Here is an 18,466-nt window from a genome sequence, read left to right as displayed (position 1 = left end):
GCTTAACGCTTAATAAGCAACCTTGCTTTTTGCGTTATACCATTTACTCTTACTTTTAAAAAGTATTTTCCGCGTCTTAAATAACTTAAGTTGTACGTTAAGTTAGATTTTCCTGCTCTAAGCTTTTCTTGTGAACTAAAGACTTTTCTACCATAAAAGTTATAGATAACAAAGTCTGCTCTAGTTTCTATATTACTATTTAATTGAATATTTAAATAGTTTCTGAACGGATTTGGATACAATCTTAAATTTGTAATAGACACCTGCTCTACTGCATCACAAGCACCTAGGGTTGCTCCATAATACTTTATAAAAACTGCTGCTGCCCATTTAGACATACAGTACGATTTTCCTCTGTAGCAAACCTCAACTCCTGGCCTGTACGCATTACCACACCTTACATCTTCTACTTCTACTGTAACATCTGCAGTAGCAGAACATCCATTAGCATCTGTAACAGTTACAATATATGTTGTTGTAGCCTCAGGACACGCTTTTATGTCTTGTGTTGTTTCTCCGTTACTCCATTCGTAACTGTAAGGAGCTACACCACCTTTAATATTATTAACACTTAGTGTAGTACAAGAGTCAAAACCTAAGTAAACTTTAGTGTCGTCAGAAACAGAAACCGTTATTGCCTCTGGTGCTGTAACACTAAATTCTTCAGTAACCTCATTTCCTAAAGCATCTGTAACAATTACACTGTGCGTACCAGCTTCTAAGTTTGTTGCTACTTCAGTAGTGTCACCATTACTCCAGTCATATGAATATGGTTTTGCACCACCTTCTATAGCTACTGTAGCAGTACCATCTGTAGCAGAACCACAAGTAACATTTGTTGTAGATATACTTACTAGTTCTAGGCCCTTTAACTGAAAACGCGCAGATACCGGAAAGTGATCTGATACTGTGTTTGGGTAATCACTATCATAAAACTCATAATGTACACGTACAGATTCTGCTATATAGTTGTCATTTAACTCGTTTGTAATAGTAATATGATCTATCATATTTTCTCTAAAAACATACGATCTAAAATCCTGATTACTTAATGTTTTTGAAACTATATTATAATTAACCTCATCTGTTGCATAAGCATTAAAACTAGATGTTGTAGTTGTTGTAATATCTGCAACTGTTGTATCTACATCATCATTATAATCACCTAATAAAATAAGTTTTTTATCTGCATATTGTACATCTAAAGTATCTTTTAATACCTCAACATCATACTTACGCATATCATATCTACCTTGTGCATCTGTACCACTGTTAGCCCTTGCGTGCAATGCTACCACATTTATTTGCTCTATAGTACCATTAATGGTTACATCTGCTGTCATTAAAAATGGTAAACGCCCACTAGCATAAAAACGGTCTGTTGTACTTGGATAATTTACCAAAGCAGAATCATCTCCACCATTGTATAATGGATGAATAGTTTGTAATAATACTTTTGTGTCTACTACATTTACAGTTGACGTATTGTAAATAAATCCTAATTTTTGACTAACACCTGAATCGTTAGGTCTAGAAACTGCCGGTGAAAGTACATAGTCATAACCAGGAAGTTCACTTACCATTTGAGCAAATAAAACCTCATCTGCAATTTCTTCTACAGCATAAATATCTGCGTTTAATTTTTTAATTATAGACTTTGTACTGTCTTTCTGTATTGCATCAGACATTGGGTTACCAGCTGCTGGCGAGTTTGCTTCATCTCCAAACCACTCTATATTCCAAGCTACAACATCTAATGTTTTGTCTTTTCCTATTTGTACAGGAATTGTTGGTGGCACATATTCTCCTGCACAAGGCATATCTTCTGCAGATCTTGGTAGTAACTGGTAATTTTCATAAAAACGACCAACTACACCTGTTATTTCTGTACATATATTAGGCTGACCTAAACCAACTATAGCTTCTACATCGTTATCTATTCTTAAAGATCCGTTACCAGATGCATCTGTTATAGTGTAGTTAGAATTTCCGAACAATATATCTCCTGGCTTAGGAAAAGTAGGATTAATAACTTTTACTAATTCTGCCGGATGATTAGCCAACTCTACCAAAGTAATAGTTACTGGCTCTATTGTATTTGTAGGTATACCATTATTTTCTACATTGGTAACTGTTGCTATTTGTAATTGATCATTAAAAGCAGATCTTGTACCTGTTACAGTAATAGAATCACCTACCGTAAAAACACCATCTCCGTGTACCAACTCATCAAAAATAGCAATTGCTCCTGTTGTATCTTGTATATAAGCAGAACCAGCAAAAGCATCTGCAACCGTTAACACTCCTGTTACAGTAACCACTTCTCCGTCTGCTACATTTCTTGCCTCTGCAATACTAATAACTGCTGGTGGTGGTATAACAGCTCCGTTTTCTGTACCTGGAGACGGTATAGCTTGTGTATACGTTGTTGTGTTTCTTGCTCCGCCTTGTCCGTTTGGGAAACGTTGTGATGAATGTCCGTCTTTATTTCCTAATTCATCTTCGTTAATTTGAGCTTCACCTGGGTTTAAAAGAACTAATAATTCTGTAGCATCATTATCGTTAGTATCATACACCAAGGCATCTATTAAACCATTTGTGGTTACAGTCGCATTACTAAAGTCTGATGCATTACCTGCATATAAAGCAACTGCATCTGCACCATTTTGCAAACCATTACTAGGTATAACTAAGCTTACATTTGGCACATCTACATTACCCATTACAAAATAACCTTCTGCATTAGTTGCGTATCCATCTAAATCATAAGCCGCATAACTCTGGTTGTTAGAACCGTTGTAGTGTACTAAAACAAAACCATCTAAAGCTGTATTACCCTTACCACCGTCAAACAACTCTACAAACTCTTGTGTATCTGTACCTGCGGTATCTGCGTCTACCTCATTAATAACTAAGGTAATTGGCTCAGTAGCATTTGTGTTAGATGTTCCTGGTGTTGGTAAAGCCTGTACATAAGTAGCAGTGCTTAATGCAACTCCAGAACCATTAGTGTAACGTTGTAAAGAATGTGCATCTTTATCACCAGAGCCATCTTCATTTATTTGTGCCTCACCTGCGTTTAACAATACCAACAATTCTGCATCGTCACTATCGTTAGTATCATACACTAAAGCATCTAAAAGGTTTGCTGTACTTATTTCTGAATTGTTTGGAAAATCTGTAGCATCACCAGTATATAAAGCAACAGCATCTGCACCGTTTTGTAATCCGTTACTTGGTATTACAATATTTACATTTGGCACATCTACGTTACCAACTACAAAATATCCGTTTGCATTAGTTGTGTATCCGTCTAAATCATAAGCTGCGTAACTCTGGTTGTTAGATCCATTATAAAAAACCAACACTTTACCATCTAAAGCAGTATTTCCTGCTCCACCATCAAACAGTTCTACAAACTCTTGTGTATCTATACCTGCTGTATCTGCATCTAACTCATTTATTAATATTGATGCCTCTGCTGGTGGTACAACTACAACCTCTCCGTTTGCAGCTCCTGGTGTTGGTGCTTCTTGTGCAAAAGTAGAAGTGTTTTGTGCTCCTCCTGCTCCGTTTAATATACGTTGAGAAGAATGATTGTCTTTATCTCCTGCTCCGCCCTCATTTACCTGAGCTTCACCAGCGTTTAACAATACTAACAATTCTGCATCGTCACTATCGTTAGTATCATACACAACAGCATCAACTATATTATCTGTTGAGATTTCAGATCCGTTTGAAAAATCTGAAGCATCACCAGTATATATTACAACTGCATCTGCACCATTTTGTAATCCGTTACTTGGTATAACTAAACTTACGTTTGGCACATCTACATTTCCTATAACAAAATAACCATTAGCGTCTGTAGCGTATCCATCCAAATCATAAGCTGCATAACTTAAGTTGTTAGAGCCATTATAAAGAACCATAACAAGGCCATCTAAAGAAGTATTTCCTGTTCCACCATCAAACAACTCTACAAATTCTTGTGTATCTGTACCTGGTGTGTCTGCATCTATTTCATTTATTAAGATTGATGGAGTTACTGGTGTAGAAGAAGTTCCTTCCAAACGAACATCATCAAAACCTGCATAATCACTTCCTCCGTTTTGTTTTACAAATAACTGCAAACTTACTGAAGAAACCGTATTAGGAACTAAAGCTGTAATTTGCTCCCAACCTGTAGTGCTATACGGACTACCAACTGTTACAACTTGTACCCCTTGAGATGTACCATCGTGAAAAATTTCATAGCTAATTGTATCGCCATTAGTAACATCATAACCAACAACATTTACTGCAAATGATAAACTCACGTCTGTAAAAGCAGAAACATCTACAGTATCAAAAGTTAATGTACCGCCATCTGCTGTACCACAATTACCTTCTAAATCTCTAATTCCAAAAAAATTAGCACCTGTACTTGGTGTGCTTATTGATCCTACACTTGTAACCACATCCCAAACATCACTACCACCATCATTGCAATTATTTGGTGATGCTGTATAGTTCCAGTTATCTGTAGCAGTGCTCTCATATCCTTGAAAAACAATATAATCTCCTGTTGGTGGTGTAACCACTGTACCCTCTAAAGTTGTAACAGAAGCCGTATTACTATTTACAGATATGTTACCTGCTGCGTCTAACGCTTTTATAGTAAAAGTATACGTAGTTTCTGCAGTTAAGTTTGTTACTTGGTATGATGTACCGCTAACAACACCTGCTAAAGTAGTTCCATTAAAAATTTGATACGCTGTAACACCTACATTATCTGTAGCAGCATCCCAACTTAATAGTGTCTCTGTTTCTGTTGTGTTTGCTGCAACCAAATTTAAAGGTGCAGTTGGAGCTTCTGTATCTGAACTTGTATTGTTAAATCTGTTTTCTGCTTGTGGTCCTCCCCAAATAGCAGTTGCAAAAGCAGGATTATCTATAAAAGGGTTTCTATTTCCTTGTATTCCTTCTAACAATACATTTCTGTTAATTTCAACTTGAGAAACCGGATCTTGTGCATTCCACTCTAAAAAAATATCTGGAACATCTGCACTATACGTAGTTGCACCTGTACCTACTGCTGTTGGTAAACATTGGTTGCCGTAACGTATGTACATATACAATATCATTCTAGCAACATCACCTTTCCACTCATCTCCTGGATACCAATTGTTACCGCTCATTAAACCTGCATTACCACTACCAGCACCAAATGGGTGGTTATTACGTAATGAATTAAACTGCACGTCTGATGATCTTAAATGGTGAGCATCTGATCCCGGACCCGATGTTCCTAGATTAGGATTTCCTAATGATTTTGGAAAAACGTGTTCTCTGTTCCAATCGCCAACACCACCACCATTTCTGTTTTTACTTCTAGTACGGTCTGTAGTTGTGTTACCATCTGCATCATTATAACCATAAACTAACAATACATTATTAGAGTTTGCCGGATCTAAGTCTGTTTGTTTTAAAGCTTCCCACACGCCTGGTGTGTAACTTAGTACAGTATTTTGTGTTGTTGTAACTAAGTTTGATAAGTCGGTTTTTAAGTTACCACCTGTTTGGGTAACATCTGTTCCGTTGTAATAGGCTGGCACTTGACAGTAGCCTAAGGCTGTCAAAAGTAGCATTCCAATGGAAACGAATACTTTAAGGTAATTTTTCATCATTTTTTATATAGGTTTATTCCCCGTAAAACTACTACTAAATAAAACCAAAAAAAGTGCTCTAATATTAACTTATTATTAACGATTACTATTAATTGTTGATAACATTATCTACTGTTTTTGTTCTTTTAAATTTAAACAAAAAAAAGACCGCATATAGCGGTCTTTATATATTAAAAAACAAATTGTCTTATTTGTTAATTTGTACTTCGTGTGGGTAAGGAATTTCAATTTTAGCATTATCTAACGCTATTTTAGAGCCTTCAATAGTTGCAAAATATACATCCCAGTAATCCTCTGGCTTACAAAAAGGACGCACTGCTAGGTTTACAGAGCTATCTGCTAATTCCTCTACATTTACAGATGGTGCTGGGTCTTTTAATACTTTAGGGTTAGCTTGTAACATTTCTAAAAGCACTTGTTTTGCTTTTTTCATATCTTCACCGTAACCAATACCAACAGTAGTATCTACTCTCATTTTACCTTCTGCAGTATAATTAATAATGTTACCGTTAGCCATTGCACCATTTGGTACTATTGCTAATTTGTTTTGTGGTGTAATTAATTTAGTTGTAAAAATTTCAATCTCTTTTACAGAACCTAATACGCCTTGCGCCTCTACTAAGTCTCCAATTTTGTAAGGCTTAAAAATCATTATTAAAACGCCTCCTGCAAAATTACCTAAAGAGCCTTGTAATGCTAAACCAATAGCTAAACCTGCTGCTGCAATAACGGCTGCTAAACTTGTAGTCTCTACTCCTAGTGTAGAAATAACTGTAATGATTAAAAAGATTTTTAATCCCCAGCTTACTAGGTTTAGTAAAAACTTTTGCAAAGATTCATCGTAATTGCCTTTAGACATTACTTTTCTAACTACACCTACTAGCTTCTTAATAAGCCACGAACCAACAAGATAAATAATTATAGCCATTATAATTTTTGGGCCATAATCCATTACTTTCTCGATTGCTAAATTCATCCATTTTTCTGGATTCTCCATAATTGTTAATGTTTAAATAGTTAATGTTGGGTACAAGATATAAAATGTATCTAACATAAAAATAAATCTAGATTAACAATTACTAACATAAATGCTTTTTTTAATAAAAAACCCTGCTTAACAATGTTAAACAGGGTTTGTAACAAAATAAAAAGGTACTAATATTAACTTTTAAGCAACTTACCTAGGTCTTTAAATGCTCCTTCATCTACATTAGACTTTTCCATAGCACTAATAAATTTACCTAAATAAGCAGGATTCATATTATCTCCTACTACACGTATTAAGGCAAAACCTTTATCGTCTTTATACCCATAAACAATTACCTCGTCTATAGCATCTTCTTCTCCTGTAAACTTAACTACACCTTTTGCCATTTTAGAGTTAATTTTCATTAACTGAGTGTATTTTTTATTAGATAAAATTGAGTTTACTTTTGTTTTCTCTACTTTATATGACGCTACATTATCTGTAGTTTTATTAAAAGCTAAAACATTTACTTTTTTAATAGACTCTACTGCTTTTTTCTCTTCTGGAGATAAATCTGCCGATGCGATATTTAATATACTTGTAGGAATATCAAAAGAAATAAAGTTTTCGTTTTCATTACTATCTACATAATATTCTTGTAAGCTTTGACTAGAAGAACAAGAGCCTAATGTAACCAACAAGGTTAATGCTGCTGCTATATATTTTATACTATTTTTCATATTGATTGTTATTTAGTTGTGTAAATCATCAAGGCTAAAAAAATAGCCTTGATGATTGTAAATGTTATTACTTTTTAACTTCGTTTAATTGTTCTGGTAAGCCCATTTTACTTGTTAATGAACCTATTTTGTTTAAATCTATATCTCCTGTAATAGATACTAGAACGGTTTCTATTTTACGATTATCTATTTTAGCACCTTTTACATCACTTACAAACATTAAAAGTTCGCTTACATGATCTTCATCTTTACCACTTTTAATATAAAACTTAATATTAGCGTCTTTATCTTTTACACGCATTAGCTCCTCTAAAGATGCTGTTTTTAAGTAAGATTTCATTGTGGTAAGCATATCTGCTCCAATAGCTTTATCTTCTGTAATAAAAACTTTTAAGCTACTTATACTTTTTCCTATGTCAATAAAGTCTTGGGTATCTTTATCATCTACGTCTACATCTATCTTTGTTAATAGATTAAACATACTTTTATTTACAATAACAGATGATACGTTATCTAAATCTTCGAACTTGTCAAAAATTGACTGTGAAAACCCTGTAAATGGTAGTGCAGTTAGTACTGCTATAATTAATAATTTTTTCATAATTTAATTTTTAATTTGTTTTGTAAATCTTGTTTGTTGCTTCTTCAAATTTGTTAAGGTAAACCAGTTTTTCGGTGCCTTTGTTTAAGTTTTGAGCTATAAGGCTAAATGCTTTTTCAGTTTCTTGTAAAACGTATTCAGCTTCTTTTTGCTCACGGTAATCATTACCAAAATATATGCCTAATGCTAAAACTGCTACTGCTGCTACGGATAACCATTTATAATTTCTTTTTCTAGGTTTTAATGGTACCTGCTTGGTAAAAGTTTCTTCTTTGGCGTTAGAAAAATAAGTAAACATTGCTGTGTACTCTTGTAAATGCGGAGCAACATCACCCTTTAAAAAATAGGCTTTAATTGCTTCTTCCTCGGCAACCGTTGTGGTAGCCTCAAAATACTTTTCTAATAATTTTTCAATATTATGCAATTCCATAATTATGTTTTTCCATTAATTTTTGTCTCACTGTTTTTCTTGCTCTTGACAATGCAACTCTAACTGCTGCTGGTGTCATTTCTAGTAATTTTCCAATTTCGTCAAAACTGTACTGCTCTACATCTCTTAACTGCAGTGCCATTTTTTGCTGCTCTGGCAAACTCTCCATTATTTTCTCTACCCAATTAACACTATCTTGCGCTTCTACTTGGCGTTGTAAAGAAGAATTACTATCTGTATAATTACTATGTACCAACTTTAAATTACTTGCTTGTTTAGACTTTAAACGGTCTAGACAAAAGTTTTTTGTCATTGTCATAGCAAAGGCCTCTACATTAGAATACTCTTTCATTCGGTCGTTTTTAGACCATAATTTTAATAGTATTTCTTGGGTGGCATCTTCTGCTTCCTCTGTAGAAACAAGCAATCTCTTAGCTAACCTAAAGAGCTTATCTTTAAAAGGTAATACTACATTTAGAAATTCTGATTGTTTCATTTTTTAGTTTGGTTGTTGTTACAAACACTATTACTAGGTTTATATAAGCAAGACGACATAGAATGATTTTTGTTACAAAAAAATTTTTTTTTGTAAAAGATGTCAGTAATTTACAGCATTGTAAACCGACACACTATATATAACGTATGTAACATATACTTAATATATGTGTAAAATTATGGAACAATAGTTGCGACTAGCTATGTTCTTACACTAAATAAATAACTATTATGAAAAAAACAGTAATTCTATTATCTGGGTTGTTTTTATTTTTAACATCTTGTGATAAAAATGATGATGACGGAGGAGAAACACCAAAAGCAATAACTTTAAATAATGAAATAAACGAGTTTATCTGGAAAGGATTAAACCACTGGTACTATTGGCAACCAGATGTTACCGCTTTAGCAGACACTAAAGATGACGACCAAGATGCTTTTTACACATATTTAAATAACTACAGCACTCCTGAAGATTTATTTAAGGCTTTAAAATACGATGAAAAAGATGATTTCTCTTGGTTTATAGAGGATGTAGATACTCAATTAGCTAGTTTTAATGGTATTAGTACTACTTACGGTATTACTAGGGGGCCTTTAGTAAGAGTTGGTACAACTAATAAAGTAGTACAAGTTATTGGATCTGTTGCGGCTGGTTCACCTGCTGAGGCTGCAGGATTAAAGAGAGGAGATATCATTTCTACATTTGATGGTGGAGATTTAACTATTAATGAAGAAGGCAAATTAACAAGTCAATCTATTACTAATGTAAATAAACTGTACACTCAAGAAAGTGTAACTTTAGGTTTAGCTACTGTTTCTGAGACTGACGTAATAACACCAACTGAAGAAAAATCAATTACATCTGCAACCTTATCTATAAACCCTGTACACCATACTAGTGTTATAGAAGAGGGCGGACGTAAAATTGGATATATTGTTTATGAAGGATTTAAAGGATCTTACAACGGAGAATTAAACGATGCTTTTGGAGAATTAAAAGCTGCTGGCGTTAATGAACTTATTTTAGATTTTAGATACAATGGTGGTGGTTCTGTATTGACATCTGCACTATTAGCTAGTATGATTTACGGTGAGGCTACTGCGGAAACAAATACTGTTAATGGTGAAATTTTTGCAGAGTTAAAGTACAATGCAAAAAGAGACGCAGCCAATAGTAGCACGTATCCATTTTTTGAAGATGTTTTTTTATATGATAAAACTACTGGCGCATACACAGGGGCAACAGATATGAATAGGTTAACTGGTATTAGCAAACTTTATGTAATTGCTACAGGAAGAACAGCATCTGCCAGTGAAATGATTATAAACGGGTTAAGACCGTACGTAGATGTGAAAGTTATTGGTGAAAAAACCACTGGTAAAAATGAAGGCTCTATTACAGTTGTAGATGCTCCTGGTAACTCTAACACAGAACCGTACACAGATACAAACAACAGAAGTAGTAAGCATACTATTGGAATGCAGCCAATTGTTTTTCAAATTTTTAATAAAGAAGGATATAACGATTATGGAGATGGTTTTGTACCTGATGTAGAAATTAAAGAATACCAATATTACAAAAACATAAAACCTTTTGGTGATACCACAGAAGCTTTACTACGTGCTGCTTTAGATGATATGCTTGGTACAGCTGGTAAATTTGATTTACAAAAAGATACAAACGCAGCTAAAGTTACAAAAGGTGTTACATACCCTAAGTTTAGTTCAGAAATGTATATAATGCCAAATGATATTAAGCCTACTAGTAAATAGTTTAGCTTCAATAACTCGGTATTAAAAACAAAAAGGCTCACTAAATAGTGAGCCTTTTTTATATTGTATTACATCTAATTTATAAAGTAAGGTTTAACCCTAACCTTACGTTAGCTCCTTTTGTTGTAAAACCTAATATTTCTGTATACTCTTCATTTAACAAGTTACTTGCATTAGCAAATACAGTTAATTTGTTATTTATAAGTGTATGCGAGATGTATAAATCTAAAAGCGTGTAAGCGTGTAGGTTTACATTTGTAGCTGGGAAAGTTGCAAAATCAGAATCTGATCTATTACCTACCATTGTGTAATTTAAAGATGCGTTTGTACGGTCTGAAAAATTGTAGTTTGCAAAAGCATTTACTTTATGTTTTGGTAAACGTATACCTGCATCACCTTCTCTTTCTGTAAATGTATAATTTGCTCCAATATTTAAAGCGTTAACTGGTGTATAATCTAACTCTACTTCTACCCCTTTTGCTTCAATTGTATTTTCTGCATTGTCATAACCTGTTGCTCCGTAAAAAACAAAATTTTCTTCTTTTCTATTAAAATATAAAGCACTAACTCTTAATTTGTCATTTACTGCATATTCTAAACCACCCTCAATTGTACGGTCTTCTTCTGGATCTAAATCTGGATTAGCTCCAAAGTTACCAAATAACTGGTTTAAGCTTGGTGTAATGTAAGATGTTGCATAAGAACCCATCAGTTTAACATAACCATTTGTGTTTTTAATAACATAAGATGGGTTAACGTTGTAAACAAAATTAGAACCATACTCAGAATGGTTATTTAAACGAGCACCAACATTTAAGTTTAATCCAAAATCTGATACATATACAACATTAGCGTATGGATCTACAATAGAAAAATCTTGTACTTCTGCATATTCAGTTTCATCATTAATATAATTTAATCCTAAAACAGTATAAAAAGCATCATTAAAATTGTACTTGTTGTATACGTCTACTACTATGTTTTTGCCTTCATAAGCACTAGGAAAAGCAGATTTGTTTTCTGAGCTGTACTCACTGTAAGCACCATTAACAACAACAGAACCTTTATTATATTTATAAGTTGATGATAAGCCTGCTCTTTTTTGATCACTAACAAAAGAATAAGGAGCATCTAACATTCCAAAAGACTCATCATACTCACCACTATTTTTTGTTTGGTTACCATAAACATTCACAGAAAATTTATCAGAAAAAGCATATCCTAAATTTACATCTGTGCTGTAGTTAGAGAAATCATCTTTTTCATTCTCTGGAGTAACTATAGCAGATAACCCATCAGAATATCTGTTAGAAAAACCAACTTTATATGTAAACTTATCTAAAGTACCACTTATACGCGCACTATTGGCAAAATCATTAACATCAAAATTTTGATCTACTGCTGTTTGGTTTGTACCAACACTTGCCTGAAAATTACCCGAAATAGCATCTTTAGCTGCTTTTTTAGTAGTAATATTAATTACTGCGGTTGCTGCATTTGTTCCGTAAAGTGTACTTGCCGCTCCTTTAATAATTTCTATAGACTCTATATTTGCTGCGGTAAGTAATCTTAAATCGTACTCTTGCCCTACTGAAGATGGGTCTGACACCCTAACACCATCTACAATAACCAATACTTGTCTTCCTCTACCACCACGCGCAAATACACCTAAAACAGTACCTTGCCTACTTGTACTACCTGCAATAGAAAATCCACTTTTTGCGTTTATAATTTCTGCTACCGTTTTACCTTGATTTCTTTTTAGCTCTTCCGCTGTAATTTTAATCACTGTTTTACCAGAGTTTTCTCTTTTCAATTCAAAACGAGAATCACTTACTACAACTTCATCTAATTTTTGAACCTTTTGTTCTTCTTGTTCCTGTTGTGCCACAACAGTTGCACTAGCCAATACAGCCGCACATAAACCAATAATTTTTTTGTTCATTTTTGTGTTTCATTAATAAAAACGGGAGTAGAAATTATATTAATTTCTGCGTATGTCTGTACCCATACGTAAACTTTTATCCCGAAAGTTTAACATTAGTTGTTTTGAATATGGCAGGTCTCCTGACTTGCGTCTTTTTGCTCTCCTTCCCATCTTAATAAAATACAAGACAGTGGATCTGTAGTTACAAAAAGCATTTACCCTTGGTAAACTAAGCTTACAGTTGCGGGAACAGTTTTGGATTTGCACCAAATTCCCTTTTAATCTTACTACGCTATATAGTAGAACCAAAATTCGGCGCAAAAGTAATCCTTTTTACTCAATTTTTTTATTCAAATTTAAATTACACTACTTTTGGACTTTAATTCGCTATCGATGAAAATTTTAAAAATTGCCCTTTTTAGTTGTTTTTTAATACTTGCTTCTTGCAAAGAAAAAACACAACAACCATTGCCTACAACTACAGCAAAACCAACTAAAGCAAACCTTAGTTACGCAAAAGGTTTTAGCATAGAAAAGCAGGCAAATGGTATTACTATTTTAAAAATTACCTCTCCTTGGCCAAAAGCAGAATCTGCTTTTACATACGCCTTAATTCCTAAAGATAAAGCAGCCACAATTACCTTGAATAAAGATGATTATGACGCTATTGTAACTGTTCCTGTACAGAAGCTAGTTGTAACATCTACAACACACATACCGGCATTAGAGTCTCTTGGTGTTTTAGATAAATTAGTTGGTTTTCCTAACACAGATTATATCTCTTCTACTGCTGCCAGAACATTAATTAAAGAGGGAGAAATTGAAGAATTAGGCGTTAATCAATCTTTAAACACAGAAATGGTTATTGCATTAAATCCAGATGTTGTTGTTGGTTTTGGCATAGATAACAACAATAAAACATACAGTACTTTGCAACGCTCTAATATTCCTGTTGTTTTTAATGGCGATTGGACAGAGGAAACTCCGCTTGGTAAAGCAGAATGGATTAAGTTTTTTGCTCCGTTTTTTAATGCAGAGGCTAAAGCCGATTCAATTTTTAAAACTATTGAAACCAACTATAATGATGCCAAAGCATTAGCAAAAAAGGCAACTAACAGGCCAAGTGTTTTAACTGGTGGCTTGTATAAAGATTTATGGCACGTGGCTGGTGGAAAAAGCTGGATGGCTCAGTTTTTAAAAGATGCAAACGCTAATTATTTGTGGAGTGATTTGCAAGAAACTGGCGGTGTTGGTTTAAGTATAGAAAGTGTTTTTGACAAAGCTGGCAAAGCCGATTTTTGGATATCACCATCTAGCAACTCTAGTTACAAACAAGTAGCAGAATCTAGTGCGCATTATACTCAGTTTGATGCATATAAAAATAAAAAAATATATACTATTACTTTAGTTAAAGGAGAAACTGGCGGTGTCTTGTTTTTTGAGCTTGCTCCTAACAGGCCAGACTTGGTTTTAAAAGACCTAATTTCTATTTTTCATCCAGACGTTTTACCAGAATATAAGACTACATTTTTTAAACCTCTACAATAGTGTTGCATCAAAAAAAATACACATTAGCATTTATATTATTACTTGTTTTACTTGTAATATGTTTTTGCATTAGCATAAGTTTTGGGTCTGTTACTATACCTTTTACAGATACTATAAGTGCTATTTTTGGAGGCGACTTGCAAAAAGAATCTTGGGGCTATATTATTAGAAATTACAGAATACCAAAAGCAATAACCGCCATATTAACTGGTAGTGGCTTGGCTTTAAGTGGTTTGTTAATGCAAACATTGTTTAGAAATCCGCTTGCAGGACCTTTTGTTTTGGGTATTAGTTCTGGTGCTAGTTTAGGTGCTGCTATTTTAATTATGGGAGCTTCCCTCTTTTCTGGTGTTTTTACATTTGGCGTTGTAAATAATGTAACTTTAGCCATAGCATCTAGCACAGGTAGTTTTCTTGTTTTATTAGCGGTAATGATTGTTGCCGCTAAGGTAAAAGACACTATGGCACTTTTAATTATTGGTTTAATGTTTGGTAGCATTACCGCTGCAATTGTTAGTGTGTTATCATATTTTACAGATGCAGAGCAATTACAACAGTATATTTATTGGTCTTTTGGTAGCCTTGGTAATTTATCTTGGTCACAATTAGGTTTGCTAGGAGCTATAGTTGGTACAGGAATCATTATAAGTATTTTTACCATAAAATCTTTAAATGCTTTTTTATTGGGCGAAAACTATGCGCGTAGTCTAGGAGTACATATTAAAAAACAACGTTTTTTAATTATTGTAGCAACAGGTTTGTTAGCTGGTGGTATTACTGCTTTTGCGGGTCCTATTGCTTTTATAGGTTTGGCTGTACCACATTTAACCAGACAAGTATTTAATACTACAAATCATAAAACACTAATACCAGCAGTACTACTTTACGGAGCCATTTTAATGCTCCTGTGCGATACTATTGCGCAATTACCATCTAGCGCTTATGTATTACCTATAAACGCTATAACCTCTATTGTTGGTGCGCCTGTAGTAATTTGGTTGTTAATACGTAAAAAGAAAATGGTATTTTAGAATATTTAAAATAAAAGACATCAAAAAAGAACAACAACATATAGCCCTAAAAGTAACAAGCCTAAGCATAGGTTACAGCTCTAAGAAACAACAAAATGTTATTTCTAAGTATATTAATTTTGCTTTAAAAAAAGGAGAGTTAACGGCTATTGTTGGGGTAAACGGCATAGGAAAGTCTACTTTGCTACGTACTTTGGGTAATGTACAACCTAAACTTGGTGGTAGTATTAGTGTTGATACTATTGAAATTAACGACTACAAACCAGGACAATTAGCTGCCAAAATAAGTGTTGTGTTAACAGAGAAAATAGCCTCTAAAAACTTAACTGTTTTAGAAGTTATTGCTTTAGGAAGACAACCATACACCAATTGGATTGGTACGCTTACGAATACTGACAAAGATAAAATTACAGAGGCCATTTCTTTAGTACAAATTGAAGAATTGCAGCATAAAAAATGTTACGAACTTAGTGACGGACAATTACAAAAAGTAATGATTGCAAGGGCGTTGGCACAAGACACCTCTATTATTTTATTAGACGAACCAACATCTCACCTAGATTTGTACCACAAGGCAACTATTTTAAAACTATTAAAAAATATAGCCCACAAAACCAAAAAAACAATATTATTTACAACCCACGAAATTGAAGTTGCTTTGCAATTGTGCGATAAAATTTTAATTCTAGATAAAAACACTAGTCATTTTGGTACACCAACAGATTTAATAGCGACTAAAAAATTTAATGCATTGTTTCCTGAAGACACTATAGTTTTTGATGAAAATACCGCTAGTTTTAAGGTTGTTTAGTTTCTTAACAAACACTTTATAAAACTGAAAATAACTTTTTTGCCATTAGATGTTAATTACTTCTATTAGGCTTTAAAGAAAACAACAAACAAAACCTTTATCTTTACTTTTTTATAGACACTATACACCCTATGACCGATTTTTTGATATACTTTTTAGTTGCAGTTATATGCCTTGTTGCTGGTTACTTTTTAGGAAACTACATTCAGAACCTAAAAACAAAATCTAGCCAAAGTGCCATATTAGAAAGAGAATCTATTCTAAATCAGAATTTAACAACTTTAGAAAATAAAGTTGTCTCTTTAGAGGACGAAAAAAATACGTTACGCGAAGAAAAAGAACAACTTAGTAACCAAATTACTAGGTACCAAGCAGATTTAGAAAATCTTCAGCTTAAAAATACAGAGCAAAAACAAGAAGTAGAACAGCTTCAAGAAAAATTTACTAAGGAATTTGAAAACTTAGCAAATAAAATTTTAGATGAAAAAAGCACAAAGTTCACAGAGCAGAATCAGGTAAACATCAAAAATATTTTACATCCACTACAGGAAAAAATTCTATTGTTTGAGAAAAAAGTGGATGAAAGTCAAAAAGAAAATATTAGTATACATTCTGCCTTAAAAGAACAGCTATTAAACTTACAAAGTCAGAACCTTAAAATTACCCAAGAAGCAGAAAACTTAACTAAAGCCTTAAAGGGTGATAGTAAAATGCAAGGTAATTGGGGAGAATTGGTGTTAGAACGTGTATTAGAAAAATCTGGATTAGAAAAAGACAGAGAATACAGCGTACAACAGAGTTTCACCAGAGAAGATGGCTCTAGAGTACTACCAGATGTTATTATTAATTTACCTGATAACAAAAAAATGGTGGTAGATTCTAAAGTATCATTAACTGCCTATGAGCGTTTTGTAAATGCCGATGATGAAACCGAAAAAGAGAAGTTTTTAAAAGAACACATTATTTCTTTGCGCAAGCACGTAGACCAATTATCTGCCAAAAAGTATGAAGATTTATACGAAATGGAGAGTCCAGATTTTGTATTACTTTTTGTACCAATAGAACCTGCTTTTGCTGTTGCTATTAATAACGATAACAACCTTTACAACAAAGCTTTTGAGCAGAATATAGTAATTGTTACACCTGCTACCTTATTAGCTACACTGCGTACTATAGATACTATGTGGAATAATGAAAAGCAACAGCGTAATGCCATAGAAATAGCCAGACAAGCTGGTGCTTTATATGATAAGTTTGAAGGTTTTGTTGGTGACTTAACCAAAGTTGGTAAAAAAATGGATGAGGCTAAAAATGAATACAAAGGGGCTATGAACAAATTGGTAGAAGGCCGTGGAAACATTATTACATCTATAGAAAAGCTTAAAAAAATGGGCGCAAAAGCAAAAAAATCTATTCCAGAGCCTATATTAAAACGTGCTCTTGATAATCACGAAGATCTTAAATAATTAAACACACAATAACCATATAACTTTACCTAATGAAAAAAGCTTTAGCAATTACCATATTAATTATAATTGCTGCATTTGCAGCCATATATGCATTTATCTACTATGTGCCAATTAGTGAAGGTTATAGATCTGGTGAGTTAATTAAATTTAGCCACAAAGGTGTAATTGTAAAAACTTGGGAAGGAGAAATTAGTCAAGGTATTTCTGGAGCACAAATATTTTCTTTTTCGGTTTTAGACAAAGACACAGATATTATAGAGAAACTAAAAGACTACCAAGGTAACTATGTAAAAGTAACTTATGTAGAACGCTATGCTACTTTTGCTTGGTTGGGTGATACTAAATATTTTATTACAGAGGTAACAAAAGAACAATCTCCACACGTTAGAAACTAAATATATGAGCGAATTTAAAACAGTAAACGAATCTAAAGTTTCTATAACTGAGTTAATGTTACCTGCGCACTCTAATTTTGGCGGCAAAGTACACGGTGGTTACATTTTAAACCTTATGGATCAAATTGCTTTTGCTTGTGCATCTAAACACTCTAGGAGTTATTGTGTTACAGCATCTGTAAACAGAGTAGATTTTTTAAATCCTATAGAGGTTGGTGAGTTGGTAACTTTAAAAGCATCTATAAACTACACAGGAAGAACCTCTATGGTTGTTGGCGTTAGGGTAGAATCTGAAAATATTACCACTGGTGTAAAAAAACATTGCAACTCATCATACTTTACTATGGTTGCTAAAGACACACACGGTAAAAGCCTAGTTGTACCTGGATTATTAGTAGAAGATAAACAAGGTATACGTAGGTTTGCACGTAGCATTAGACGTAAAGAACAAGCCTTTAAAAGAAATAACACGTTTGAATCATCAAACTTTAAAATAGAAGATTTTTTAGACTCTTTAGAAAAAGAAAACGTAAAGATACTATTAAAGTAAGCTTTACAAATATGCGCTAAAACCTAGCAAATATAAACTAGCGTTTACATATGTAAA

General features: G+C 33.4%; 14 protein-coding genes and 1 riboswitch. Of the genes, 7 read left to right on the top strand and 7 right to left on the bottom strand.

What is annotated here, in order from left to right:
• Positions 1-2: 2 nt before the first annotated feature.
• From AX016_RS10165 to AX016_RS10140, 6 genes are all read right to left on the bottom strand, one after another.
• Positions 3-5,669 (bottom strand): endonuclease, encoded by a 5,667-nt coding sequence (locus AX016_RS10165; protein ID WP_100895500.1) that lies wholly within the window; start codon positions 5,667-5,669, stop codon positions 3-5.
• 187 nt (positions 5,670-5,856) lie between these two features.
• A complete protein-coding gene (locus AX016_RS10160; RefSeq protein WP_100895499.1) occupies positions 5,857-6,666 on the bottom strand; it encodes a mechanosensitive ion channel family protein in 810 nt (269 codons plus the stop codon).
• A gap of 164 nt (positions 6,667-6,830) precedes the next feature.
• Entirely contained in the window at positions 6,831-7,376 is a 546-nt protein-coding gene (locus AX016_RS10155; RefSeq protein WP_100895498.1) for a DUF4252 domain-containing protein, read from the bottom strand.
• 67 nt (positions 7,377-7,443) lie between these two features.
• Positions 7,444-7,977: a DUF4252 domain-containing protein gene (locus tag AX016_RS10150; protein ID WP_013619732.1), complete on the bottom strand. Its 534-nt coding sequence runs from the start codon at positions 7,975-7,977 to the stop codon at positions 7,444-7,446.
• A 10-nt stretch (positions 7,978-7,987) separates the two neighbouring features.
• Entirely contained in the window at positions 7,988-8,407 is a 420-nt protein-coding gene (locus AX016_RS10145) for a hypothetical protein (RefSeq protein WP_100895497.1), read from the bottom strand.
• Positions 8,394-8,903 carry an RNA polymerase sigma factor gene (locus tag AX016_RS10140; RefSeq protein WP_100895496.1) on the bottom strand — a complete coding sequence of 170 codons (510 nt, stop codon included), beginning with the start codon at positions 8,901-8,903 and terminating at the stop codon, positions 8,394-8,396. Before AX016_RS10140 ends, AX016_RS10145 begins: the two co-directional genes overlap by 14 nt.
• A 230-nt stretch (positions 8,904-9,133) precedes the next feature.
• Here AX016_RS10140 and AX016_RS10135 point away from each other — a divergent pair, with 230 nt between their 5' ends.
• The gene (locus AX016_RS10135; protein WP_100895495.1) at positions 9,134-10,678 is read left to right on the top strand and encodes a S41 family peptidase; all 1,545 of its coding nucleotides are present in this window, start codon (positions 9,134-9,136) and stop codon (positions 10,676-10,678) included.
• Between the two features lie 79 nt (positions 10,679-10,757).
• Here AX016_RS10135 and AX016_RS10130 read toward each other — a convergent pair whose 3' ends face one another.
• Entirely contained in the window at positions 10,758-12,623 is a 1,866-nt protein-coding gene (locus tag AX016_RS10130; RefSeq protein WP_100895494.1) for a TonB-dependent receptor plug domain-containing protein, read from the bottom strand.
• Positions 12,624-12,718: 95 nt separating this feature from the next.
• Positions 12,719-12,930: riboswitch (cobalamin riboswitch) on the bottom strand.
• Positions 12,931-12,998: 68 nt separating this feature from the next.
• Between AX016_RS10130 and AX016_RS10125 the strand changes: the two genes are divergently transcribed.
• From AX016_RS10125 to AX016_RS10100, 6 genes are all read left to right on the top strand, one after another.
• Positions 12,999-14,153: an ABC transporter substrate-binding protein gene (locus AX016_RS10125; RefSeq protein ID WP_100895493.1), complete on the top strand. Its 1,155-nt coding sequence runs from the start codon at positions 12,999-13,001 to the stop codon at positions 14,151-14,153.
• On the top strand, positions 14,153-15,184 hold the full coding sequence (locus tag AX016_RS10120; RefSeq protein ID WP_100895492.1) for a FecCD family ABC transporter permease: 1,032 nt from the start codon (positions 14,153-14,155) through the stop codon (positions 15,182-15,184). The genes AX016_RS10125 and AX016_RS10120 overlap by 1 nt, the downstream gene beginning before the upstream one ends.
• Position 15,185: 1 nt before the next feature.
• Positions 15,186-15,995, top strand: a complete 810-nt coding sequence (locus AX016_RS10115; protein WP_330400388.1) for an ABC transporter ATP-binding protein — start codon at positions 15,186-15,188, stop codon at positions 15,993-15,995.
• A 131-nt stretch (positions 15,996-16,126) separates the two neighbouring features.
• Positions 16,127-17,461: a DNA recombination protein RmuC gene (gene rmuC, locus AX016_RS10110; RefSeq protein ID WP_100895490.1), complete on the top strand. Its 1,335-nt coding sequence runs from the start codon at positions 16,127-16,129 to the stop codon at positions 17,459-17,461.
• A 32-nt stretch (positions 17,462-17,493) separates the two neighbouring features.
• Positions 17,494-17,859: a 6-phosphogluconate dehydrogenase gene (locus AX016_RS10105; protein WP_100895489.1), complete on the top strand. Its 366-nt coding sequence runs from the start codon at positions 17,494-17,496 to the stop codon at positions 17,857-17,859.
• A 4-nt stretch (positions 17,860-17,863) separates the two neighbouring features.
• Positions 17,864-18,409, top strand: coding sequence for an acyl-CoA thioesterase (locus AX016_RS10100; RefSeq protein WP_100895488.1), 546 nt, complete (start codon positions 17,864-17,866; stop codon positions 18,407-18,409).
• Positions 18,410-18,466: the final 57 nt, after the last annotated feature.

The sequence above is a fragment of the Cellulophaga sp. RHA19 genome, from assembly GCF_002813425.1.
In the GTDB taxonomy this organism is placed as follows: Bacteria; Bacteroidota; Bacteroidia; order Flavobacteriales; family Flavobacteriaceae; genus Cellulophaga.
Note: the sequence above shows the minus strand (reverse complement) of the source record. Positions and strands in the feature narration are given on the sequence as shown.